Source organism: Paraburkholderia kururiensis JCM 10599 = LMG 19447, from assembly GCF_003986935.1.
Taxonomy (GTDB): domain Bacteria; phylum Pseudomonadota; class Gammaproteobacteria; order Burkholderiales; family Burkholderiaceae; genus Paraburkholderia; species Paraburkholderia kururiensis.
In genome coordinates, this window is record NZ_RJZE01000022.1 from 83,054 (window position 1) to 107,930 (window position 24,877).

The window sequence follows — 24,877 nt, forward strand, 5'->3', positions numbered from 1 at the left end:
ATGGGCACCTGCCCTGCGGGTCTTTTTTCTTTCTTTACGACTGTGGGTGCAACGCCCGGCAGAGCGTGTGAACAGCAGACCGTGTTGGACCGCGCACACACGCCCGCCGTGAAAGATCAGCGCACGCCGCCGCTCGCGTTCAGATGCTCGCCCGTGATCCAGCGCGAATCGTCGGAGGCGAGGAACACCACCACGCGCGCGATGTCGTCGGGCTGGCCGATGCGGCCAAGCGGCGTCTGCGCGAGCACGCTGCTCTCCATGTCCGAGCCGATCACAGAGGCCGCATGCGTGCCTTCGGTCTCGATGAGCCCCGGATTCACGGCATTCACGCGAATCTTGCGCGGGCCGAGTTCCTTCGCGAGCGAACTGGTCGCGGCATCCACCGCGCCCTTCGTGGCCGAGTAGACGGTCGTGTACGCCGGCGTGATGCGCGTCACCACCGAACTGACGTTCACGATGCTCGCGCCCTCGCCCAGATGCTTCGCGGCAGCCTTCGTGGTGAGCAGCAGGCCCAGCACGTTGATATCGAACTGCCGATGGAAATGCGCTTCGTCGATCTCTTCGATCGGCGCAAACGAATACACGCCCGAGTTGTTCACGAGAACGTCGAGGCGCCCATAGGTTTCGACTGCGGTGTTGACGATACGCTCGGCGTCCGCGGCCTTCGACACGTCGCCCGCTACGGCGACTGCTTTACCGCCTGCGGTGATGATGGCGTCCACGACGGCGTCTGCGCCGGCCTTGCTGGATGCGTAATTGACCACCACCGAAGCGCCTTCGGCAGCCAGCGCCTTCGCGATGCCCGCGCCAATGCCCTTCGATGCGCCGGTCACCACGGCGACTTTGCCAGTCAGCTTGCTCATGATCGTTTCCTTCGAAAATGCGTAAGTGGGTACAGGGAACGCGACGCGTTCCGTGTGTATGCAGTGCGACGGTGTGAATCTATCCCGGCGTCGAGCGGCGATAAATGTGCGCAGCACGAATACATTGGCCGGATGCGCCGAACAATCGGCGGCGGACCTGCGGCGCGACTCACACATGCCGCAGACAAACCATGACGTTCGAAGTGATGGTCGCGCCGCGGGCTTGGGTCATCATCGCGACCATGAGCACACTGGCCTCTGCCTCGCTTCGCATGTCGGCATCGCATTCCGTGGTCGCGGGCCGCAACGACGAAGCAACCGCCATGCTCGATAAGATCGCCGTGCCGCTGCGTATACGGAGTAGACGGCGGACGGAGTAGACCGGAGCTCGGCGTGCTCTCGTTCGTCAGCACGACCACGGTGTTCGGCACGCCGGTCGCCGCCGAATGAAACCGCAAGCTGCGGAGCGTCTCGCGCACGCGGCATGCGTAGAGTGGTTCATGGCCTCACAGGAGTACGTACATGAACCGCCTCGACTCGCAACTTCCATTGCTCGATACGCAGAACGATCCCGCACCATCGCTTGCGCCCCATGAGGATCGCGAGCGGCACCGCCATCCAGCCGGCTCCGACCCGTCCCTCTCTCGCCGCATCGAAACACTGGATTGGGGCGCCATCGCGCAAATGCTCGACGAATACGGCTATGCAGTCGCTCCCCAATTGCTGACAGAGGACGACTGCGACGCGCTGGCCGCCCTCTATGGACACCACGAGCGCTTTCGCAGTCGCATCGTGATGACCCGGCACGGCTTCGGCCGCGGCGAGTACCAATATTTCAGCTATCCGTTGCCGCGCCCCGTGCAGCAACTGCGCACGAGCCTCTACCCGCATCTCGTTCCAGTGGCCAACCGCTGGAACCAGACGCTCGGCATCGACGTGCGCTATCCAGCCTCGCACGCGGAATACATCAAACGTTGTCACGCCGCCGGCCAGTTGCGCCCCACCCCGCTGCTGCTCCAGTACGGAAAAGACGACTACAACTGCCTGCACCAGGATCTCTACGGCGAACACGTGTTTCCGTTACAGGTGGCGGTTCTGCTAGCCGAGCCGGGCCGCGACTTCACAGGCGGCGAGTTCGTGATGACCGAGCAGCGGCCGCGCATGCAGTCGCGCGTCCAGGTCGTGCCGCTGCGCAAGGGCGACGCGGCGATCTTCGCCGTCCACCATCGGCCCGTGCAGGGCACGCGTGGCGCGTATCGCGTCAACCTTCGGCACGGTGTGAGCCCCCTGCGCTCGGGCCAACGACACACCTTGGGGGTGATCTTCCACGACGCAACGTAAGGCATTCGAAAGAATCATCCGGAATGTCCCCTGGGTTGTTACAAACGCGGGCGAGAGCCGTTACAAATGCCGTCGCCAAGCTGTTACAAACAGCGGTCAAATGTAACGCGTCCACATGCCGCATTTTTTACCGCGCAAGTAAACCCTTGCCTTTATTCATATCAAAAGGGGAATAGAATTTCCGGGGTGCGCGGGAGCGTCGCAGAGAAGTTGCTTCAATCAGGAGATACCCTGTCGTAGCAAGGGTTTGAGGCCCACAATAGCGCTGGCCGGGCCGCCCGGCGCACGCCAATAAGGCGCGTTGCAGATTTATGAAAAAATTACTGATCCACAGTCGGTTTTTTTCCACAATTTTTTTGACGAGCCATTGCTTTTTGACATTCCCCCTCATACAATTCGCTCCAAGCTGTTACGAGTTGTAACAAGCTGTATCAAATAGATAGATATCGCCGAAGGTCGTTACAAGACCAGGCGGGGGCAGAAAAGACATAACGGCGAACAACGCCGGCAGTTCAATCGGGGCTTCGGAAAACTGAGAAATGGACCGTAGCAGCGAGACGCTGGAGTCAATCCGCGAAATCAATTTGTCGTACATCATGCTTGCGCAACGTATGTTGCGTGAGGACAAGGCAGTCGGCATGTTCCGGCTGGGCTTGTCGTCGGAGCTGGCCGAACTGCTTGCCGGGCTGTCACTCGCACAGATCGTCAAGCTGGCCTCCTCCGACCAGCTTTTGTGTTTCTTCCGCTTCAACGATCACACGATGCTGTCGGCCCTCACGCAGACGACGCGTCACGCTGACGTTGCTTCGACGCATGCCGCCATCCTGCTCGCGGGTCAGTCCGCGGAGCAGTTCGCCTGACAGGGACCGCCATGCAAGCTGAAGTCACGATGCTCAAGTCTGCGCCGAAGCGCAGCCTCACTGAAGACGCACAGGAAGTGTTCCGCGCGATCGCCTTGATCGAGCTGGGCGCGCGCATGCAGGTGCTGGAAAGCGAACTCACGCTTTCGCGCGACCGCATGATCCGCCTGTACCGTGAAGTGAAAGGCGTGTCGCCGCCCAAGGGCATGCTGCCCTTCTCCGCGGACTGGTACATGACGTGGCTTGCGAACATTCATGCGTCGCTGTTCTACAACACCTACCTGTTCCTCAAGAACGAGGCGCGCTGCTCGCACCTCGACGCTTTGACGAAGGGCTACCGGCTGTATCTGGAACACTGCCGTCACAGCGACACGGAAGCCGTGCTGGATCTCACGCGCGCCTGGACGCTCGTGCGCTTCTTCGACGCCGGCATGCTCCAGCTCACGCCGTGCTGCCGCTGCAGCGGCAAATTCGTCGCGCACAAGCATGACCTGCAGCACAACGTAGTGTGCGGCGCCTGCCAGCCGCCCTCGCGCGCGGGTAAGACGAGAAAGGCGGCCGTGGCACGCCAGGCCGTCTGCGAAGACACGGTCGCGGCCGACGCCGCCCTGCTGGCCGAAGTCGCCGCGCAGACCCATGTGCCGGTCACGCGAGCGCCCGTCGCCGAAGCGGCCTAGCGAAGCCGGAAGCCCCCAGCCTCCCATTTCTCTGCGTTTCATCGGTTCATTGCGCGGCCCGCCTCTCACGGCGGGCCGTTTCATTTGCGGCTTCGCCCGCCCAGCCTCTCCCTCCCGCCGATCGGTACTTCCCCTGGCCTTTCTTGCAACGCGTCGATAGCCGGCAGAAGGTTTCGTTTCGCTACGATCCCGCAAACGTAAAGCCGCTCAAGACATCAAAACAATAAAGACACCGGATTCCTTACTTTTCCACTTCAACAATATTTCGTATTCCTTCGTCCGCGCGGAACGAAAGGATAACGAAATAACCGGTGCAGGGACGCAAGATGAAAGTGCTGCTCGCAGAAGACAACGAATCGCTGAGCCACTGGCTGCTCAAGCTGCTGAAGGAAGAGCGCATGGCCGTGGACCGCGCGGCCGACGGCGACGCCGCCGACCAGCTGTTGCGCACCGAACAGTACGACGTGGTGCTGCTCGACCTGCAACTGCCGAAGATGACCGGCAAAGACGTGCTGCGCCGTCTGCGTGGCCGACGCAACAACGTGCCGGTGCTGGTCGTCACGGCGAGCGGGTCGATCGACGAAAAAGTGGAGTGTCTCGGCGCCGGTGCCGACGACTACATCGTGAAACCGTTCGAGACGCGCGAACTGGTCGCTCGCATCAAAGCGCTCGCGCGCCGCCAGAACGGCGAAAAGCATACGGATTTCGCCTGCGGCGACCTCACCTACAACACCGACAGCCGCCAGTTCCGCATCCGCGGCGAGCCGCTCTCGCTGCGCCCCAAAGAGCATTCGATTCTCGAAATGATGATGCTCAAGTGCGGCAAGACACTCTCGAAGTCGGCGCTGATGTCGGGTGTCTACGCGCTCGAAGAGGAATCGAGCGAGGATGCCATCGAGATCTACGTGCATCGCATCCGCAAGCGGATCGAGCATTGCGATGCGACCATCGTTACGTTGCGCGGGATCGGCTATCTGTTGCAGGAGAAGAAGGCGCAGCCTGGATAGGCGAGCGCATGTCGCCCCATCAATGCGCGCTTAAAACAAAAGCCGTGCACGTCGGCTATCGACGTGCACGGCCCTCTGCTGACTTCCTTTCCGACGCTCGTCACGACTCAGCGGGCTCAGCGCTTTGCCACCTGCTGTGCGTCTTGTGTCGAGCCTTGCTCCGGCGAAGCGCTGCCCGTCTTCGTGTCGTCGCCCCAACCGCCGCCCAGCGCACGGATCAGGTTGACGGTCGCCACGGCCTGCACGCCCTGAAGCTGGCTTGCCTGCAACTGCGAGACCAGCACCGAGCGCTCGCTGTCGATCACGTTGAGGTAGCTGACCTGCCCTTCCTCGTACTGCGTGCGCGACAGATGCGCGGCCCGCTGCGACGCATTCACCGCATCGTTTTGCGCCTTCATCTGGTCGTCCAGCAAGCGCAGGTCGGACAGGTTGTCCTCCACCTCGCGGAACGCTACGAGCACCTGCTCGCGGTATTGCGCGACCTGTTCGTCGTACCTCGCGCGGGCCTGGTCGAGACCGGCCTGACGGCGCCCGCCGTCGAAGATCGGCAGCGTGAGCGCCGTGCCCGCGAACGGCCCCAGCAGGAAGGTCCGCGTGGACCATTTGAACAGATCGCCCAGCGTCGCGGACTCGTAGCCGAACGAACCCGTGATGTCGAGCTGCGGGAAGAACGCGGACTTCGCGAGCCCCACGCGCGCGTTCGCAGCGGCCATTGCGCGTTCGGCGGCGGCAATGTCGGGCCGGCGTTCGAGCAGCGCGGACGGCAAGCCCGGCGGAACGCGCACGGCCACGGGCGCAAGCGGTGTTTCGGGGAACGAAAAGTCCGCCGGTGCCTTGCCGAGCAAGATCGCGAGGCCATGTTCCGACGCCGCACGCTGACGCGCCACGCCCACCGCATCGGCCTGGGCCGTTGCCAGTTCGTTGCGTGCCTGCGAAACGTCGAGTTCGCTGATGTCGCCTTCCTTGAAGCGGCGCTCCGCGAGCCTGAGCGCATCCTGACGCAGCGCCACCGTGCGCCGGAACAGATCGACCTGCGAATCGAACTGGCGCAGCTGGAAGTAGTTCTGCGCAACGTCGGCCTGCAACGCGAGCTGCACGGAGCGGAACAACGCTTCGCTCTGCTGCGCATCCGCGCGCGCCGCGTTCACGTTGGAGCTCACGCGACCGAACAGATCCGCCTCATACGAAACCGTGCCCTGCGCGCGCCACAGCGTCTGCGTGGGCACATTCCGGTCGTCGGGCAGGAACTGTGAAGCGGGCGAGAGCCGTTCACGCGTGGGACCGAAGCCGGCATCGAGCGACGGGAACCACGCCGAGCGCGCGGACCGCGTCACGGCACGCGCCTGCTGCACGCGCGCAGCCGCCGCTTTCAGATCCTGGTTCGCGGCCGCAGCCTGCTCTTCCAGCTGGTTCAGCGTCGCGTCGCCAAACACGCTCCACCACTCGCCGCGGTGGGCCGCGTCGGAAGGCTGGGCGGCCTTCCACGTGCCGGCATCCTGAGCGGCGATCGGCGCTTCCTTGAACGCCGCGGGCGCTGCCGCGTCCGGGCGGTGATAGGTCGGCTCTACCGAACATGCGGCGAGCAGCGCGACCAGGAGGCCGCTGACCGCGACCCAACCCAGCCTGCCAAACCCTTGCATGCGCGCAGCGCCGCCTGTGAATCCACGATTGTTCATTATCAGGTTCTCCTCAATCCATCGCGGGCAGCGCAGAGCTGCGCGGCGAGTCCTTCTGCGCCACGTGGATCGTGCCGCCTGCCAGCATGCGCAGCACCACGTAGAACACCGGCGTCAGCATCAGGCCGAACAGCGTCACACCGAGCATCCCGAAAAACACCGCGATACCCATGGCATGGCGCATTTCCGAACCCGCGCCCGAAGAAAGCACGAGCGGCACCACACCCATGATGAACGCGATGGACGTCATCAGGATCGGGCGCAGCCGCATGCGGCTCGCTTCGATAGCCGCGGAAAGCGGCGAGTGTCCGTCGTGCTCCAGCTCGCGTGCGAACTCCACGATCAGAATGGCGTTCTTCGATGCGAGTCCCACCAGCACCATCAAGCCGATCTGCGTGAAGATGTTGTTGTCGCCCTGCGTGAGCCACACGCCCGTGAGCGCGGACAGCACGCTCATCGGCACGATCAGGATTACCGCGAGCGGCAGCGTGAGGCTCTCATAGAGCGCGGCCAGCACGAGGAACACCAGCAGCACGCTGATCGGGAACACCCAGATACCGGAGTTGCCCGCGAGAATCTGCTGATACGTCAGGTCCGTCCATTCGAACTTCACGCCGCGCGGCAGCGTTTCGGCAGCAATGCGTTCCGCCGCTTCCTGAGCCTGACCCGACGAGAAGCCGGGCGCCGGGCCGCCGTTGATGTCGGCGGCGGTGTAGCCGTTGTAGCGCACCACCATTTCCGGACCATACGTGGGCGACACGGTGACGAGCGACGACAGCGGCACCATTTCGCCCGCGTTGTTACGCGTCTTTAGTTGCAGGATGTCGTCTGCACGCTGACGGAACGGCGCATCTGCCTGCACACGCACCTGGTACACGCGGCCGAACTCGTTGAAGTCGTTCACGTACAGCGAGCCCAGATAGATCTGCATGGTGTCGAACACATCCGTCACCGGCACGCCGAGCTGCTTCGCCTTCACGCGATCCAGGTCCACGTTCAACTGCGGCACGTTGATCTGATAGCTGGAGAAAGTGGGACCCAGCTCAGGCGTAGCCGACGCCTTCTTGATGAAGTCCTGCGTCGCCTTCGCGAGTTCTTCGTAGCCCACCGCGCCATGGTCTTCCAGCTGCATCTTGAAGCCGCCCAGCGTACCGAGACCCAGCACCGGCGGCGGCGGGAACACGGCCACGAACGACCCCTTGATGCCCGCGAACTTCTGGTTGAGCGCGCCCGCAATAGCCCCCGCCGAGAGCGCCTTGCCCTTGCGTTCGCTAAACGGCTTGAGCGTGACGAACACGATGCCCGCGCTCGAACTGTTCGTGAAGCCGTTCACCGAAAGACCGGGGAACGCCACGGCACTTTCCACGCCAGGCTGCTTCAGCGAAATGTCGCTCATCTCGCGAATCACATTCTCCGTGCGATCCAGCGACGCGCCGTTCGGCAACTGCGCAAACGCCACGAGGTATTCCTTGTCCTGCGCGGGCACGAAGCCGCCCGGCACGATATGCGTAACAAACACCGTCGCGCCAAGCAGCACCGCATAGACCGCGAGCATCGCGCCCTTGCGTTTGAGCACGCCGTTCACGCCGCGGCTGTAGTTCTCCGCGCCGCGATGGAACACCTTGTTGAAGCCGCGGAAGAAGCCGCCCAGCAAGCGGTTCATGACGCGCGTAAGCCAGTCTTCCTTCGCGCCGTGGCTGCGCAGCAGCAGTGCCGAAAGCGCCGGCGAAAGCGTGAGCGAGTTGAACGCCGAGATCACCGTGGAAATGGCAATGGTCATCGCGAACTGCTTGTAGAACTGGCCCGTGAGACCCGTCATGAACGCGAGCGGCACGAACACGGCCACCAGCGTGAGCGCAATCGCGATGATTGGCCCGCTCACTTCCTGCATGGCGCGATACGTGGCGTCGCGCGCACTCAGCCCGCGCTCGATGTTGCGCTCCACGTTCTCCACCACCACGATGGCGTCGTCCACCACGATACCGATGGCGAGCACCATCCCGAACAGCGAAAGCGCGTTGATCGAGAAGCCGAACGCCAGCAGCAGCGAGAACGTGCCCACGATCGAGACCGGCACAGCAATGAGCGGAATGATGGAAGCACGCCACGTCTGCAGGAACACGATCACCACGATCACCACGAGCGCGATGGCTTCAAGCAGCGTATGCACCACAGCCTCGATACTCGAGCGCACGAACTGCGTGGGGTCATAGACGATCTTGTAGTCCACGCCGGCCGGGAAGTCCTGCTTGAGCTCCTTCATCGCGGCACGCACCTGGTCCGAGATTGCGAGCGAGTTCGCACCCGGTGCCTGGTTGATGGCGAGCGCCACCGCCGACTTGTTGTCGAGCAGCGAACGCAGGCCGTATTCGGACGCACCCAGTTCGACGCGCGCGATGTCGCGCAGATACGTGACGCCGCCATCCGGCGCGGTCTTCACGACGATGTCGCCGAATTCCTTCACGGTCGTCAGGCGACCTCGCGCGTTGACCGAAAGCTGCAACGGCGTGCCGGGCAGCGTGGGAGACGCACCGATCACACCGGCCGCCACCTGCACGTTCTGCTCGCGAATGGCGTTCACCACGTCGTTCGCCGTGAGCCCGCGCTGCGCGACCTTCTGCGGATCGAGCCACACGCGCATCGCGTAGTCGCCCGCGCCCCAGAGCTGCACTTCGCCCACACCCTGAATGCGCGCGAGCCGGTCTTTCACGTTGAGCAGCGCGTAATTGCGCAGATACGTCATGTCGTACTGATCGTTCGGCGAGATCAGGTGCACCACCATCGTGAGCGTAGGCGAGCTTTTGATGGTCGTGATGCCGAGCCGCTGCACGTCTTCGGGCAGCCGCGGCAACGCCTGGTTCACGCGGTTCTGCACGAGCTGCGTGGCCTTGTCCGGATCGGTGCCCAGACGGAACGTGACCGTGAGCGTCATGTTGCCGTCGCTGTTGGCCTGCGACTGCATGTACAGCATGTTCTCGACGCCGTTGATCTGCTCTTCGAGCGGCGAGGCCACCGTTTCCGCGATCACCTTCGGGTTCGCGCCCGGATACTGCGCGTGCACCACGACCGACGGCGGCACGACCTCGGGATACTCGGAAATGGGCAGCTGGAACAGCGCGATCACGCCGGCCAGCAGAATCACGACCGACAGCACACCCGCGAAGATGGGCCGGTCGATGAAGAATTTCGATATGTTCATGGGTGGCTCTGAATAAAGGAGAGCGTGTGTGCGATGCGGGCGGCGCGGGCGACGTCCTGCTCGCGCCTGCTATGTGTTGGCATCGCGAACGTCATGAGTTCTTCGCCTGCTTCGTCGAGTTGCCCTGGTTCGCACGCGGCTGCGCCTGGGCTTCGCTTTGCGACGACTGCTTGACCGGCTTGCCTTGCGCGCCGGCCGTGCCTGCAAGAGGTGCGCTGTTCGGGTCGCCATCGCCCGTCATGGGCACCATGTGGGCTCGCACCTCCTCGCCGGGCCGCACGCGCTGCGTGCCGTTCACCACGATGCGCTCGCCCTTCTTGAGGCCGCCCGTAATGACGCGCAGGTTGCCCTGCTGGCCGCCCAGCTGCACTTCGCGGTACGCGACGTGATTGGCGCTGTCCACAACGAAGACGAACTTCTTGTCCTGGTCGGTGCCGATCGCGGCGTCGTCGATAAGCAGCGCCGGGTGCGGCGCGCTGCCGCTCACCTTGATGCGCGCGTAGAGGCCGGGCAACAGCGTGCCGTCTGCGTTGTCGAAACGCGCGCGCACGCGGATCGTGCCCGACGACGTATCGAGCCGGTTATCCACGGACTCGATCGTGCCCGTGCGCGAATAGCCCGATTCGTTGGCGAGGCCGAGATCCACCGGCACCTTCGTGCCGTCCTTCACGTGGCTGATGTAGTCGAGATACGTCTGCTCGTCTGCATCGAACGACGCGTAGATGGGCGACACCGAAACGAGCGTGGTCAGCGCAGCCGCATTGGCGCCGGCCGACACCACGTTGCCCAGCGTGATTTCCGCGCGCGACACGCGACCGGACACAGGCGCCACGATGCGCGTGTAGCCCAGATTGATCTGCGCCGCTTCCAGCGCGGCCTGCGCGGCCTTCAGGTTCGCACTCGCCTCGCGCGCGGCGTTCTGCTTCTGGTCGTAGTCGCGCTTCGCGATGGCGTTGTCCGTGATAAGACGCTGTGCGCGTTCCCAGTCGCTCTGCGCATAGCCGGCTCCCGCCTGCGCCGCGGCGAGCTGCGCGGCGGCGCGATCCACTTCGGCCTGATACGGACGCGGGTCGATCACGAACAGCGTGTCGCCTTTTTTGACGAGCGCGCCGTCCTTGAAGTTGACCGACACGATGGTGCCCGACACCTGCGGGCGAATGTCCACCTTCTCGATGGCTTCGAGCCGGCCGGAGTACGACTGCCAGTCGACGATGCTGCGTTCCAGCACATTGGCTACGTCGACTTCGGGCGCCATGGCCGCCTGCGACTGGGCCGGCGCATTGGCATTCACGCGCATGGCGCCGACCGTGCCGAGTCCGGCAACGACCACAAGGGCAACCACTGCAACGATGATTCGGGGGCGAGACAACGGAAAGACAGACATAGTGGGCTCCAATGCGATGGTCGTTTCAATTCGTATTCGGTGGGTCGTTCGCGTGCATTCGTTCAGCGAGCGGTTCTGCTACGTCGTCGCGTGCGGTGCTTACGCGAGCGTGCGTGAGTCGAACTGCCACTGAAAGAAGCGCACAGCTTCCTGCAAGGCGGCCGGATAACCGCCAATGGCCGCGTGCGAGACGCTCGGGAAACGCACCACCTGGGTGCGCACGCCCGCGTCGATCAGGCGGCTCGCGTACTTCTCGGCCTCGATGTGCAGCACGTCGTTCTGCGCCGTCACGATGAGCGTGGCGGGCAAACCAGCGAGCCGCGTACATTCCAGCGGCGCCGCATACGGATGCATGCGCTGCGAAGCCTGCGGCAGATACGCGCGATAACAGGCCGCGCATTCGCTCGCCGTGATGTCAGAACTCAGGCGCCGCTCGTCGCCGAGCCGCGTGAGACTCGGGTCCAGCATCGGCGCGAACAGTGCCTGTGCGTCGAACCGCACGTCGGCACGATCGCGGCCGATCAGCGCGACGACGTTCGCGATCTGTCCGCCCGCATCGTGCCCCGCCACGCCAAGCCGCCGGGCGTTGCCGCCAAACGAACGTGCGTGCGACTGCACCCAGAGCGCGGCACGGTGAGCGTCTTCGGGTGCGGCCGGAAAAGGGAATTGCGGCGCAAGCGAATAACCCACCGAAACCACGAGTGCCGGTAAGTGCTCTGCGAAATAACGTGCGGCGTGGTCCGCTTCTTCCAATGATCCGCGCACAAAACCGCCGCCATGGAAATACAGCAATACCGGCAATCCGTTCGCTTTCACCGGCCGATAAAGGCGCAATACGATGGGCTGCGCGTAGCCGTCGATCGTCATGTCCGAGACCGCCAGCGCGGGCCCGGCCGGTGCGCCGTCCAGGTCCGCGTCCGTCTCGTGCGCCGTGCGGTCCCCCGAGGGCGCAAAGCCCGACGGGGCAAACGGGAACGACGGTTTGAATGCATCCATGGCGAAGCGCGCAATGCGCGAAATTAGTATCGAACGGGGCGAATTGTGGGTTCGGCAGACTTGCAAATAAATGCCTATAATCCGGCAACACAATTCGGCGGCACTGAACAATCGTTTTGCAGACACGTGTCTGCCCAAACAGTGGAACGCCCGCCCCCTTTTGGAGAATCGCAATGGACCGGCTTCAGGCCATGCAGGTATTCACTCGGGTGGTCGACACGAACAGCTTCACGCGCGCAGCAGAAACGCTGGACATGCCCCGCGCCTCGGTCACGACCATCATCCAGAACCTCGAAGCGTTTCTCGGCACCCGTCTCATGCATCGCACGACGCGGCGCCTCTCGCTCACGCCGGACGGCGCGGCGTACTACGAGCGCTGCGTGCGCATTCTCGCGGACGTGGAGGAAACCGAAGCGGCGTTCCAGAACGGCAGCAAGAAACCGCACGGCAAGCTGCGCATCGACATGCCGGGTTCCATCGGACGCCTGCTCGTCATTCCGTCGCTGTGCGAATTTCGTTCGCGCTACCCGGACATCGATCTGCAACTCGGCCTCACGGACCGTCCCGTCGATCTGCTTCAGGAAGGCGTGGACTGCGTGATTCGCGTCGGCGCGTTGCAGGACTCGTCGCTCGTCGCGCGCCGCATTGGCCTCTTCGAAGGCGTGACGTGTGCGGCGCCCGCGTACATCCAGCGTCACGGTATGCCGAAGTCGCTCGAAGACCTCGAGCAGCATCGTGCGGTCAATTACTTCTCGAGCCGCACGGGCCGTGTGATGGATTGGGCCTTCCTCGTGGAGGGCAAGGAAATCGAGGTGAAGATGCAGGCCGCGGTTTCGGTGAACGACGCCGACGCCTACGTGACCTGCGGACTCGAAGGCTTCGGTCTCATCCAGCCGGCGCGCTACCAGGTGCTGCCGTATCTGAAATCAGGCGAACTCGTCGAAGTGCTGCCCGACGAAAAACCGCTGCCCATGCCTATTTCGGTGGTCTACCCGCACTCGCGGCATCTTTCGCCGAAAGTGCGCGTGTTCGTGGACTGGATTGCCGAAGTGTTCGACCGTTGCCCGCTGCTCTCGGGCCGCGCGGCGCTCGACAAGACCTGCTCGAAGCGCACCTTCGAAGAGCGCGAGTCCAACCCGGATATCGATACACCGGTTGTGACGGAGTGGGTAGCCTGAACGCGACCTGAGCGGTACAGGCCCGGCACCATGCCGGGCCTTGTGCTGAAAGGCTGAGCGCCTCAGCGGCCCGGCACGCCTTCGCGCCATTCCGCCCAGTGCGTCGCGATGTCCTGCACGAGCGGATTGCCTGCTCGGTAGAGATTCTCGATGGCAATCGAAAAACCGCCCTGCGCCGCGTAGTTCAACAGATTGTCCGCACTCGACTGGCCCGCATAGGGCCGGTCGAAGTCCGATCCCGCACGCAGCACCGCCACGCGGTTGAGGTCCACGCGGCCCACCGCGGCCGCGCGCGTGAGCGCTTCGTACGTTGCGTTGTCTTCCTGCTGCGTCGTGCAATAGACGCCCTTGCCGTCCGTGAGAATCTTCGTCCAGTCGCGCGCACGCTCGCCGAGCAGCGTGCCCGACCACCACGTGTCGCCCGCCAACGTATCGCACTGAACCACCGTGGGCGGCTGGTTCGCGGGGGCGTATCCGTATTTGGCGCGCGCGGCCTGCGCCTGGGCGTTGTCGGAGAGCGTGACGTTGCGTGACAACGCGAACGCCGCATCGGTCAGCTTCGTATTGAGCTGGAAGACTTCCGTGCGGTAGTCGAGCGGCGGCTTGTCGCTCGGGCTCTTCGTGTTGATGCCGAGATAACCGGTGTTCCAGCCCGACGGAATTTCGCGTCCGTCGATTTCCCACTGAATGCCGAAGTCGACGAGATACTTCGCCCACGCTGCCGAACCGAGCGTGCCCTGCGCCGGATCGATGCCCGCAATGCCCGCCACCATGAAGTACGTGTGTCGCAAATCGAAGCGCGGCGAGAATGCGAGCGCCATGATGGACGCTGCCGCATTGGCGTGGCCCATGCCCGTCGTCATCACGCAGACGTCCTGTTTGTTGCAGTGAACGGCGGGATAGTCGGGCGAGAGCCCGGCCACCTTGATGTCCTGCCACGGCCCCAGGCGATCGAGCCACACCTGGCCTTCGGGCCCGAACATCGAGACGATCATCACCTTCACGTGACGGCCCTGGCCTTCGTCGGCCCCCTGCGCGAAGCTGCTTGCATCCTCGGCGTTGGCCGGCACGGTGGAAACGGCGGCACAGGCAACCAGCGAGAGCGCGGCAACGGCGCTCAATGTACGAGTCATCATGTTCGTGTCTTCCTTGTGGGTGTCGTACGGCGGGAGGGAGGCATGCCGTCGTGGCAGCTCGTGCGATTCACGAGCGCAACGGCGACAGCCGCAATGACTGCGGCCGCGGCTCGTCAGGCGCCACCCAGTATAGGGGCACGAAATTCTGTTTCGAAGTGCTTTTTCGCGTGCGTAGCCGCGTGTTCGCGGAGCGTGACGCGGCATCGCGATGCGTCGTGATCCGTCGTGATGCATCGTGGTTCGTGGCACGCCCCTGGTGGCTCGCGGCCGCTAGGGCGTGGCCGCTGCGCCCGAGAGCAGTGCCGCGGCATGGCTCGACCCGGTCTGCTTCGCGATGTCCCCTGCGGTGAGGCCGCGATTGTCGCGCAGCATGCGGTCGGCGCCGCGGGCAAGCAGCAGCTTCACGGTATCGGCGCGGTCGTAGCCCGCGGCCCACATCAACGCGGTAAGGTCGTTCTTGTAGAGGCGATTCACGTCCATCCCGGTATCGAGCAGCAGTGTCACGACAGCCGTGTGTCCCTGCCCTGCAGCGTATTCCATCGCCGTCTTGCCGACGCGGTCGGTGGCGGCCGGGTCGGCCCCGTGCGCGAGCAGCAGTCGAACGATCTCTTCATAGCCGCCATACGACGCCGCCATGAGCGGCGTGACGCCCTGCACATCGGCCTGCCGCACGTTCGCGCCGTGCTCGACGAGCGTACGCGCCATGCCGGCGAGGCCCTTCTTGCTCGCCGTGATGAGCGCCGTGTCGCCGATACGGTTACGCGAATCCACGGCGGCGCCTTCGTCCAGCGCCGCGCGAACGGCGGGCTCGTCACTGCTGCGGGCGGCCGCGAGTAGTTGCTGGTTCAGGGCATCGTCGGCAGCGCTCGCGTAGGCGGCCGCACCCAGTACGCTGCCGAGCAACGTGCGCGTCATCCATATCGCGGTTCGCTTCATCGTGGAGTCCCCTTTCGTCCAGCCGGCGCGTCCCTCTCGAACAACGTTCCATGAAACATCATCTGCATCACTGAAGATTGGCGATATACGCGGCGAGGTTGCGGATATCGTCGTCGCTAAGGCCGCGCGATACGCTCGCCATGTTGCCCGCATCGTTGGTGCGCGTGTGCGACCGGAAGTCCTGCAACTGTTTGACGATGTACTGCGTGTGCTGGCCCGCCACACGTGGAATCTCGTTCTGGCCGAGAAAGCCGCCGAGGTGGCACATCGTGCACAGCACCTGCGCCGCTTTCTGGCGGCCCGCATCGATGCTCGCGGCGTCGGCCTTCACGGGCACCGGCACCGGCTTTTGCGCAGCGAAGTAGGCGGCGAGGTCCTGCATGTCCTCTTTCGATAGCGTGGCGGCCACCGGGCTCATGCGCGGATCGCTGCGGCGTCCCTCCTTGAAGTCCTTCAATTGCAGATAGAGATAACGCGCCGTCTGCCCCGCGAGGATCGGATAGTCGGGATTCGTCGAATTGCCGAGCGGGCCGTGACAAGCCACGCATACTTGCGCCTTCGCTTCGCCCGCGGCCGAGTCGGCGTGTGCGAGGCAAGGCAAGACGGCCGCGTTGATACACGCCAGCACACCCGCTATGGCCGCGTTACGGACAGATAATCGGCGTCGCAATGCGTATCGCAGATAGACGCGGCATGCGGCACATGCCGCATAGGCGGCACGCAGCGCCCGCTCCAGGTGGCGACGCGCGCTGCAACGGTCCAAAGCGGCCTTCGACGAGATCGGCTGAACCATGGCCGCATCGCGTCAGGGCAACGCAAACACAAGCACGGTGTTGCCGCGCTTGAAGTCGAGCTGCGTATTGCCGCCCGCTGCCACGGCCACGTACTGTTTGCCGTGAATCGTGTACGACACGGCCGGCGCGTTCACACCCGCGCCGCACTGGAATTCCCAGAGCTTCTTGCCGGTCGATGCATCGAATGCGCGGAAGAGGCCGTTCCCCTCGCCGTTGAACACGAGACCGCCCGCCGTCGCCAGCACACCGCCGATCAACGGCTGCTCGGTCTTGTAGTCCCACGCCACCTTGCCCGTATCGATGTTGACGGCCGAGAGCTTGCCCCATTGCTGTTCGGCCGCAATCGTCTTGAACGCGCCGCCCAGCCAGAGCTTGCTGCCTCCCGGATAGGCGGCGTCTTCCACCTGATACGTCATGGGCTGATGCAGGTTCGCCGCATACGCGAGCCGCGTCTTCGGGTCGAACGCCATGGGCGACCACTCCACGCCGCCGTTCGCACCAGGCAACATGCGCGCGCCTTCGGCCGTGGGCAGCGTCCACATGTTCTCCTGCGGGATCATCGCCTCGGAGAAGCGGATCAATCGGCCCGTAGCGCGATCGTGCACATAGACGTGCCCCGTCTTGCCGCCGTGAATCACGCCTGGAATCATGCGGCCGTTTTCGTCGCGCACGTTGACGAGAATGGGCGGGCTCACGGCGTCGAGGTCCCAGACGTCGTGCGCGATGTACTGGTAGTGCCACTTGTATTTGCCGGTATCGAGGTCGATCGCCACGAGCGAATCGGTATAGAGGTTGTCGCCCGGGCGGATCGCACCGTAGAGGTCCGGCGACGGGTTGCCCACCACGAAGAACACCGTGCGCGAGGCGCGGTCGATGGCGGGCGTCATCCAGACACCACCGCCCAGCGTCTTGTAGAAGTCGCCGCCTTTTTCAGCGAGCTGCTTCTTTTCGGCATCGATGTCGCGCTTCATGTCGCGGCCCGTGGCGTCCTTCGTTGCCCACACGCCTTCCTGGCCCGAATCCGGAATCGTGTAGAACGTCCAGAGCAACTGGCCGCTCGCGGCATCGAACGCCTTCACGAAACCGCGAATACCGTACTCGCCGCCGTTCGTGCCGATCAGCACCTTGTCTTCCACCACGGTGGGCGCCATGGTTTCCGAATAGCCCTGTTCAGGGTCTGCGATCTGGCTTTCCCAGAGCAGCTTGCCCGTTTTCGCATCCAGCGCGACGAGCTTCGAATCCAGCGTGCCCATGAACAGCCGGTCGCCGGCAATGGCCACGCCGCGGTTGTTCGGTCCGCAGCAGAACGTCGTGACGGGTCCCATCTTGTGCTTGTAATGCCAGTACTCCTTGCCGCTCACGGCATCCACCGCATAGACGTGATTGAACGACGTGGTGATGAACATGATGCCGTGCGAAACGATGGGCGCCGTCTCCATCGACTCGTTCACTGCGGTCTGAAAGATGAACACGGGCTTCAGCTTCGCGACGTTGGTGCGGTTGATCTGCGTGCCGGGATAGAAGCGCGTCTGCGCATACGAGCCGTTTGCGTGAAGCCAGTCGGCGGCATTGCCCGCTGCGGCATCGAGTTGCTGCTGCGTGACGGGCGACAGCATGGGCGGCATGGGCGACGCCGTGGTGGTCGCTTCGCTTTCCACTTCCTGAGCGGCCCACGTGGGCGCGGCCCCGAACGTTAGCGTCAGCGCGACCAGCGACGCGCAGACAAATGACGAGTGATGGATCGTATGCATGAAGGTCTCCTCTCTCATGACTTATCGAGGTATTCGTCATGCGAATGCGGCAATCACCGCGCAATGGAATGATTGCCGGATACGGAATGGCGCATCCCTCTCAAACTGAAGATCCGTTTCCAACCATGGGTTCTTTCGAGCGGGCGGAGCGACTGCGCTTGCAGAATTAAGCTATCCCAGGAATGCTGGCCGGACGTCCGGCCAGAGGGAAGGCTCCCTCAAGCGTAGGCGAGCCTATTGCGGTTTTCCAGGGTTTTTCAGGCAGTATTAATACGGGTTTTTCGGCGGGAGATTAAGGCGCGCTAAAGGCGGGAATGCCGCTGCGCGATGTCCCGTTCAAATGTTCCGGTCTCGATGGACCGGGGGCGACGAGGCGCCTCGCGAAACGCCGTTGCAGCGTTTCGAGCCGACAGGTTCGGCGTTGCAGCAAAGCGCTGCCGCGTGGGGACGATCAGGCAGATCGCAAAAAGAGAATCGACGTGCCATGCACCACTGAATGAATTGCGCCGCCCGGGGCACAGCGCAATTCAGTACCCCTCGATCAAACTACTTCTACCCGGGCCGCACCTTCTTTCATCTCGCCGATCACGGCCGCGCGCTCGAACCCGTCCGCGTTGAAGATGGCCAGCACTTCATTCACCGCTTCCGGCGCGCAGGAGACGAGCAGCCCGCCCGACGTCTGCGGGTCGGTAAGCAGCGTGCGGGCCACGTCGGGCAGGCTATCGGCAAGGTGCACCTCTTCTCCATAAGACGCCCAGTTGCGTCCCGACGCGCCAGTGAAGACGCCTTCGCGCACGAACGCCTCCACGCCGGCGAGCCACGGCAGATCCGCATAGCGCACGCGTGCCGTAAGCCCCGCGCCGCGCGCCAGTTCCAGCGTGTGACCGAGCAGGCCGAAGCCGGTGACGTCGGTGAGCGCATGTACGCCGGGCAACGCGGCCAGTTGAGTGCCGGGGCGGTTGAGCTTCGTGGTGGCCGCGATCATGGCGGCGTAGCCGGCCGCGTCGAGCTGGTTCTTTTTCAGTGCAGCAGAGAGCACGCCCACGCCCAGCGGTTTGCCGAGAATGAGCATGTCCCCCGCCTGGGCTGCGGCATTGCGCTTCACGCGCGACGGATGCACCACGCCCAGCGCCACGAGGCCGTAGATGGGCTCGACCGAATCGATGGAATGACCGCCCGCCACGGGAATGCCGGCCTGCGTGCAGACGTCCTCGCCACCGCGCAGCACGGCCGCAATCACGTCGTGCGGCAACACGTTGATCGGCATGCCGACGATGGCGAGCGCAAGGAGAGGCTTGCCGCCCATGGCGTAGACGTCCGAGAGCGCATTGGTCGCCGCGATACGCCCGAAGTCGTAAGGGTCGTCGACGATGGGCATGAAGAAGTCGGTGGTCGCGACGATGGCCTGCTCGTCGTTGAGACGGTAGACGGCAGCGTCGTCGGCCGTTTCGGTGCCGACGAGCAGATCGGGAAACGCCGGCAGCGGCGCGACGCGCTTGAGCAGCGACGACAGCACGCCCGGCGCGATCTTGCAGCCGCAGCCGCCGCCATGCGAGAGGCTGGTGAGGCGCGGCACGGCGGGCGCGGACGTGTCGCTCGAAACGGAGGATGTCGGATGGGTCAGTTCAGTCATGACGGGCATCGCCGGCGAAGGCGTTGGATCGCGGGTGGCATGGAAAAGCGCGTTTGAACGCGGCGCAGCCGCTATTATCGCCAATCGCCGGGCGGAGCGTCCTGGGCCTGTCCCGGTCCAGGTCACTCCGTCGTCGCCAGCATCCTCACGCCCGCTCCAGCGTCGCCATCGCCCGCACCACCACGAGCAGCATCGAAAGGCTTGCGCCGCCCGTCGCGCGCAAATCGGCAAGCAGCCGGCCGTAGTGGTCGAGCGGCGCCTCGCGGCGGCCCTGCCAGCTTTGCACGAGATCGGCCGCCGTATCGTCGTGCGCGTGGCCTTCGGTGAGCGCACTCGCGGTCAGCGCGCGCTTGAGCCGCGCGAACTCGGCGAGCGCTGCGGCCCGCGCCAGCATGTCCCAATGCGTCGGCGTGGGCAGCGCGGCCGCGCGCTCGCCAATCCAGCCATAGTTGAGCAGCGTGCCCAGCGTGAAGTACACGCCCGCCACCCATTCGAGCGGACGTCCCGACGTTGCCGCCACTTCCGCGATATCGAGCAACGCGGCCGATATCTCGCCGCTCACCACGCGCACGGCGAGTTCGCTGTCCACGCCCGCATCCACCAACACGCGCTGACGCTCCGACAATGCTTCGAGGTCCGCTGCGGGAAGCAGCCGAGGCCATTGCGGCGCGAGCGTCTGCGCGGCCTCGCGGCAGCGCGCGAGCAGCTCCGCCATCCCGCCTTCGCCCGCGGCGCCCGCCTGCAGCTGGCGCAGGAACCACAGCGCTGCGCGTTCGAGCAGCCGCACCACCTCCACGAACATGCGCGCCTGCAGATCGTCGGGCACGCGATTGTCGAGCGCGTCGATGGCGCGCCATACCTCGTCGAGTTCGAACACGTCGCGCGCCATCACGCAGGCCCGCACGATCTCGGCGGGCTTCGCATCGGTCTCTTCCACGAGCCGGTACACGAATTCGCAGCCCACGCGATTCACGAGCGCGTTGGTGAGGTGCGTCGCAAGTATTTCGCGGCGCAGCGGATGCTGCTGCATCAGCGCGCTGTAGCGGCGTTGCAATGGCTTCGGGAAGTAGTCGACGAGCATGTCGGCCACGAGCGGATCTTCGGGCACGTCGGACTCGAGCAGTTCGTCGTAGAGCCACATCTTGCTGTAGGCGAGCAGCACTGCACGTTCCGGCGTGGTGAGGCCCTGCTTCGCCGCTTCGCGCTCGGCAATCTCCTCGTCGTTCGGCAGAAATTCGATGGCGCGATTGAGCCGCCCGATGCGTTCCAGCGCCCGCATGAAACGCACCTCGGCATCGAAGAGCGGCACGCCATAGCGGCCCGCGATGGAAAGCGCCTGGGTCTGATAGTAGTTGTCGTGCAGCACGAGCAGCGCAACCTCGTCGGTCATTTCCGCGAGCAACGCGTTGCGCTGCTTGTCGGTCATCTCACCGTCCGCCACCACGAGGCCCAGCAGAATCTTGATGTTGACTTCGTGATCCGAACAATCCACCCCGGCCGAGTTGTCGATGGCATCGGTATTGATGCGGCCGCCGCGCTGCGCGAACTCGATGCGGCCCAGCTGCGTGAAACCGAGATTGCCGCCCTCGCCCACCACCTTGCAGCGCAGGTCGGCACCGTTCACGCGCACGGCGTCGTTGGTGCGGTCGCCGGCCTGGGCATGCGTTTCGCGCGTGGCCTTCACATAGGTGCCGATGCCGCCGTTATAGAGCAGATCGACCGGCGCCATCAGGATGGCGCGAATCAGCTCGCTGGGCGCGAGTGCCGTCGCGCTGATGCCGAGCGCTGCCTGCACGGGCTGCGAGATCGGGATCGTCTTGGCTGTGCGCGGGAACACGCCGCCGCCCGCGGAGATGAGCGCCGGGTCGTAGTCGGCCCAGCTCGACCGTTCGAGCGCGAAGATGCGCCCGCGTTCGGCGATGCTCACGGCAGGGTCCGGATTCGGATCGAGAAAGATGTGCCGGTGATCGAACGCTGCCACGAGGCGAATGAACGGCGAGAGCAGCATGCCGTTGCCGAACACGTCGCCCGACATGTCGCCGATGCCCACCACCGTGAACGGCGTGGTCTGCGTATCGACGCTCATTTCGCGGAAATGGCGCTTCACCGACTCCCAGGCGCCGCGCGCCGTGATGGCCATCTTCTTGTGGTCGTAGCCCACCGATCCGCCCGAGGCAAACGCATCGTCGAGCCAGAAGCCGTATTCGCGCGAAATGGCGTTCGCGTAGTCGGAAAACGTGGCCGTGCCCTTGTCGGCGGCTACCACGAGGTAGGGGTCGTCGGGGTCGTGCCGCACCACGTCGAGCGGTGGCACGATGGCGCCGCCCGCGCGGTTGTCCGTGAGATCGAGCAGGCCGCGCAGGAAGGTCTGGTAGCACGCCACGCCTTCCTTGAGCCACGCTTCGCGCTCGCTCGCGGGCGGCGGGTTCTTCACGACGAAGCCGCCCTTCGATCCCACCGGCACGATCACCACGTTCTTCACCATCTGCGCCTTCATGAGGCCCAGCACTTCGGTGCGGAAATCTTCGCGGCGATCGGACCAGCGCAAGCCGCCGCGCGCCACACGTCCGCCGCGCAGATGCACGCCTTCCACGCGCGGCGAATACACCCAGATCTCGAACATGGGCTTCGGTTCGGGCAGCCCCGGCACCTCGCGCGGATCGAACTTGAACGAGAGCGCGGGCCTGGTCCGCCCTTCGGCGTCGCGTTGATAGTAGTTGGTGCGCTGCGTCGCGTTGATGACGCCGAGGAACTGGCGAAGAATGCGGTCTTCGTCGAGATTGGGCACCTTGTCGAGCGCGCCTTCAATGGCTTTTTGCAGATACGCGATGCGCTCGCCGCGCAGGCTGCCGTGCGCCTCGCCCAGCGCCGGATCGAAGCGCGCGCAGAACAGTTCGACCAGCGCGCGTGCAATCTGCGGATTACCCGTGAGCGCACGTTCGATGTAGGCATCGCTGAAGGTGGAGCCCACCTGCCGCAGATACTTCGCATAGGCTCGCAAAATCGTCACTTCGCGCGCGGCCAGATGGGCGCGCAAGACAAGCCGGTTGAAGTTGTCGTCTTCGATGACGGCGGTCCATACCTGTTCGAAGGCCTCTTCGAAGAGGTCTTTCACGCGCTCGATGTCGAACTCCATCTCGTCGGCCAGCTCAAGCCCGAAGTCGTGAATCCACGCGGGCGTCACGCCTTGTGCCTCGATCAGATACGGACGCTCTTCGTCCACGCGCACGCCCAGATGTTCGAGCATCGGCAGACTGCGCGACAGCGCGATAGGCGGTCCCGCACGATACACCTTGAAGCGGAACGCGCGCGGCCCCGATTCAATGGGCCGGTAGAGATTCATCGCGAGACGATCCGTGCCCTGCACGCGTTCGATCAACTCGATGTCGCGCACCGCCGTGCGCGCGGCGTAGTCGTCGCGATAGCCTGCCGGAAACGAATCGCCGTAACGCAGTAGCAGGCGGTTGCCCTGCTCTTCGCCGAAGGCGTCGAGCAAGGCGTCGGCGAGGTCGTCCTGCCAGCGGCGCGTGGCGAGCACGACGCGCGCTTCCAGCTCGCGCGTATCGACTTCAGGCATGGCGCCGGGCGCGGCATGCACGACGAAGTGAATGCGCGCGAGCGTCGATTCGGAGAGCAGCGGCGTGAACTCGACGCTCTCGCCGTTGAACGCACCCATGAGCAGCTTCGCCACACGGCGCCGCCAGTCGGTGTTGTACTTGTCGCGCGGCACGAACACGAGGCACGAGACGAAGCGGTCGAAACGGTCGCGCCGCACGAAGAGCCGCGTGCGCTGATGTTCCTGCAAACGCAGCACGCCGAGCGCCATGTCGTAGAGCGAGTCTTCGTCGGTCTGGAACAGCTCGTCGCGTGGCCAGGTTTCGAGCACGGTCACGAGCGACTTCGCGAGATGCCCTTTCGGCAGGAAGCCGGCGCGCTGCACGATATGGGCGCACTTGCGGCGCACGATAGGAATGTCCGCGCTGGAGCCGAAATAAGCCGTGGACGTATAGAGCCCGATGAAGCGGCGCTCGCCCTTCACCGTGCCGTCCGCGCCCGCGAGCTTCACGCCGACGTAATCGAGATAGCCCGGCCGGTGCACCGTGGCACGCGAATTGGCCTTCGTGAGAAAGATGGGCCAGGCGCCGTTGACGATCTCCGCAGCCGCGGGCGGCAGCAGCGTGACGTCGGACGCGCCCGGCTGGCGCAAGCCCTCGCGCAGAATGCCGAGCCCCGAGCCCGGCACGCCGCGCAGCGCAAGGCCGCCGTCGTGCTCGACCAGTTCGTAGTCGCGCTGGCCGAGAAACGTGAAGTGGTCCGCCACCATCCATTCGACAAACGCGCGCGCCTCCACGCCTTCGGGCGTGGTCTCGTGGGCTTTCATCTCCTTGATGGTGGCCCGTGCCGTTTCGATCATGCGCGGCCAGTCTTCCACCGCGGCCCGCACGTCGCCCAGCACGCGCGTAATGTCGTGGCGCAAGGCGTCGAGTTTTGCCGCGTCGCCACAACGGTCCACCTCGAAATGAATGAACGACGCCAGCAGCGAATGCCCGCTGCCGCCCTCGCTGCCGGGGCATACGCGAACGATGGCGCCGGCCTCTCCTTCTTTTGCCCCCGCTTCAGCACGCCAGATGCGAAACACCGGATGCAGCACCGAATGCAGTGCAAGACCCAGCCGGTTCACGGCCATCGAAACGGAGTCCACGAGAAACGGCATGTCGTCGTTGACGATCTCGACCACCGTGTGGTCCGAGTGCCAGCCGTGCTGCTCGAGAATGGGGTTGTAGACGCGCAGCCGTTCGCCGCCTGAGACGAAGCGCTGCGCTGTCTGCCAGTGCGCCATGGCGGCGCCGTAGAGGTCTGCGATGCTGCGGCTTTGCAGGTCGTCCGCATCGCCGAAATCGTAGTAGTGCCGCAGGAACGGTTCCACCACGTTGAACGCCGCTTCGGGAAGGCGCCCCCGCGCGAATTCGACGACATCGTTGAGCCGGTGCGCCACGGCTTCTTCGGTCTTCGCCTGCATGATGTCCTCCGCCAGCGGGTGAGCATCGCCTGCATTGTCAGAGCGCATTATGCGCCACGACCATGAAAAAGCGAGGACAGTGCAGGCGGCGCGGCGGTGTTCATGTACGGGAGATGCACGGGCGTGCACTCCGCTTGCACGCTGCGCCACGGTCACGATCTGTTACACGCCGAACGTGCGGCAGCCCGCATATCGGCGTGGTTTCCAGGGTTCGCCGCAGTGGCAACGCCATACGCGTGCATTACTCTTTGGAGGTCCGGCGAGCCGTCGTTCGAAGGCTTCGACGGAACGCTGCCTGTTTCACCCTAACCAGACACATAGCGCCGGCACGGCATGAACGTCGATGCCTGCGCATGCATGACCGGAAGCGGGCGCGGCGATGCTGCATTGCGCTCATGCATTGCAGTGCACCGTGCACTCCGGTTC

General features: G+C 64.5%; 17 protein-coding genes. 6 read left to right on the forward strand and 11 right to left on the reverse strand.

The annotated features are described in order from the left end of the window. Nucleotides 1-116 precede the first annotated feature (116 nt). The gene (locus tag PKKP23_RS24645) at nucleotides 117-863 is read right to left on the reverse strand and encodes an SDR family NAD(P)-dependent oxidoreductase (RefSeq protein WP_126878808.1); all 747 of its coding nucleotides are present in this window, start codon (nucleotides 861-863) and stop codon (nucleotides 117-119) included. A gap of 191 nt (nucleotides 864-1,054) precedes the next feature. Here PKKP23_RS24645 and PKKP23_RS24650 point away from each other — a divergent pair, with 191 nt between their 5' ends. From PKKP23_RS24650 to PKKP23_RS24670, 5 genes are all read left to right on the forward strand, one after another. Continuing rightward, the gene (locus PKKP23_RS24650) at nucleotides 1,055-1,243 is read left to right on the forward strand and encodes a hypothetical protein (protein ID WP_126878809.1); all 189 of its coding nucleotides are present in this window, start codon (nucleotides 1,055-1,057) and stop codon (nucleotides 1,241-1,243) included. 142 nt (nucleotides 1,244-1,385) lie between these two features. Continuing rightward, nucleotides 1,386-2,204 carry a 2OG-Fe(II) oxygenase gene (locus PKKP23_RS24655; RefSeq protein ID WP_176049066.1) on the forward strand — a complete coding sequence of 273 codons (819 nt, stop codon included), beginning with the start codon at nucleotides 1,386-1,388 and terminating at the stop codon, nucleotides 2,202-2,204. Between the two features lie 539 nt (nucleotides 2,205-2,743). Beyond that, nucleotides 2,744-3,064, forward strand: coding sequence for a flagellar transcriptional regulator FlhD (gene flhD, locus PKKP23_RS24660; RefSeq protein WP_017775415.1), 321 nt, complete (start codon nucleotides 2,744-2,746; stop codon nucleotides 3,062-3,064). An 11-nt stretch (nucleotides 3,065-3,075) separates the two neighbouring features. Next, entirely contained in the window at nucleotides 3,076-3,741 is a 666-nt protein-coding gene (flhC, locus tag PKKP23_RS24665; RefSeq protein WP_017775414.1) for a flagellar transcriptional regulator FlhC, read from the forward strand. Nucleotides 3,742-4,067: 326 nt separating this feature from the next. Further along, nucleotides 4,068-4,748, forward strand: a complete 681-nt coding sequence (locus PKKP23_RS24670; RefSeq protein WP_126878810.1) for a response regulator transcription factor — start codon at nucleotides 4,068-4,070, stop codon at nucleotides 4,746-4,748. 116 nt (nucleotides 4,749-4,864) lie between these two features. Here the strand turns inward: PKKP23_RS24670 and PKKP23_RS24675 are convergent, their stop codons facing one another. The 4 genes from PKKP23_RS24675 to PKKP23_RS24690 all read right to left on the reverse strand — a co-directional run bounded on the left by PKKP23_RS24675 (nucleotide 4,865) and on the right by PKKP23_RS24690 (nucleotide 12,003). Next, nucleotides 4,865-6,388, reverse strand: coding sequence for an efflux transporter outer membrane subunit (locus PKKP23_RS24675; protein WP_126878838.1), 1,524 nt, complete (start codon nucleotides 6,386-6,388; stop codon nucleotides 4,865-4,867). A 49-nt stretch (nucleotides 6,389-6,437) separates the two neighbouring features. After that, nucleotides 6,438-9,623, reverse strand: coding sequence for an efflux RND transporter permease subunit (locus tag PKKP23_RS24680; protein ID WP_126878811.1), 3,186 nt, complete (start codon nucleotides 9,621-9,623; stop codon nucleotides 6,438-6,440). Nucleotides 9,624-9,714: 91 nt separating this feature from the next. Next, complete coding sequence (locus PKKP23_RS24685; RefSeq protein WP_126878812.1) at nucleotides 9,715-11,007, reverse strand: efflux RND transporter periplasmic adaptor subunit; 1,293 nt, start codon at nucleotides 11,005-11,007, stop codon at nucleotides 9,715-9,717. Nucleotides 11,008-11,106: 99 nt separating this feature from the next. After that, nucleotides 11,107-12,003, reverse strand: a complete 897-nt coding sequence (locus PKKP23_RS24690; protein WP_017775409.1) for an alpha/beta hydrolase — start codon at nucleotides 12,001-12,003, stop codon at nucleotides 11,107-11,109. A 173-nt stretch (nucleotides 12,004-12,176) separates the two neighbouring features. Here PKKP23_RS24690 and PKKP23_RS24695 point away from each other — a divergent pair, with 173 nt between their 5' ends. Next, a complete protein-coding gene (locus PKKP23_RS24695; protein ID WP_017775408.1) occupies nucleotides 12,177-13,181 on the forward strand; it encodes a LysR family transcriptional regulator in 1,005 nt (334 codons plus the stop codon). A 62-nt stretch (nucleotides 13,182-13,243) separates the two neighbouring features. On the opposite strand, the gene PKKP23_RS24700 is transcribed toward PKKP23_RS24695, so the two are convergent. The 6 genes from PKKP23_RS24700 to PKKP23_RS24725 all read right to left on the reverse strand — a co-directional run bounded on the left by PKKP23_RS24700 (nucleotide 13,244) and on the right by PKKP23_RS24725 (nucleotide 24,451). Next, nucleotides 13,244-14,317, reverse strand: coding sequence for a purine-nucleoside phosphorylase (locus PKKP23_RS24700; protein WP_026121579.1), 1,074 nt, complete (start codon nucleotides 14,315-14,317; stop codon nucleotides 13,244-13,246). Between the two features lie 270 nt (nucleotides 14,318-14,587). Further along, complete coding sequence (locus tag PKKP23_RS24705; protein ID WP_233411697.1) at nucleotides 14,588-15,253, reverse strand: ankyrin repeat domain-containing protein; 666 nt, start codon at nucleotides 15,251-15,253, stop codon at nucleotides 14,588-14,590. Between the two features lie 67 nt (nucleotides 15,254-15,320). Further along, the gene (locus PKKP23_RS24710; RefSeq protein ID WP_126878840.1) at nucleotides 15,321-15,881 is read right to left on the reverse strand and encodes a c-type cytochrome; all 561 of its coding nucleotides are present in this window, start codon (nucleotides 15,879-15,881) and stop codon (nucleotides 15,321-15,323) included. A 177-nt stretch (nucleotides 15,882-16,058) separates the two neighbouring features. Beyond that, the gene (locus tag PKKP23_RS24715) at nucleotides 16,059-17,798 is read right to left on the reverse strand and encodes a pyrroloquinoline quinone-dependent dehydrogenase (RefSeq protein ID WP_126878813.1); all 1,740 of its coding nucleotides are present in this window, start codon (nucleotides 17,796-17,798) and stop codon (nucleotides 16,059-16,061) included. Between the two features lie 541 nt (nucleotides 17,799-18,339). Further along, nucleotides 18,340-19,431 carry a selenide, water dikinase SelD gene (selD, locus tag PKKP23_RS24720; RefSeq protein ID WP_126878814.1) on the reverse strand — a complete coding sequence of 364 codons (1,092 nt, stop codon included), beginning with the start codon at nucleotides 19,429-19,431 and terminating at the stop codon, nucleotides 18,340-18,342. A 145-nt stretch (nucleotides 19,432-19,576) separates the two neighbouring features. Next, on the reverse strand, nucleotides 19,577-24,451 hold the full coding sequence (locus PKKP23_RS24725) for an NAD-glutamate dehydrogenase (RefSeq protein ID WP_126878815.1): 4,875 nt from the start codon (nucleotides 24,449-24,451) through the stop codon (nucleotides 19,577-19,579). Between the last annotated feature and the right edge of the window lie 426 nt (nucleotides 24,452-24,877).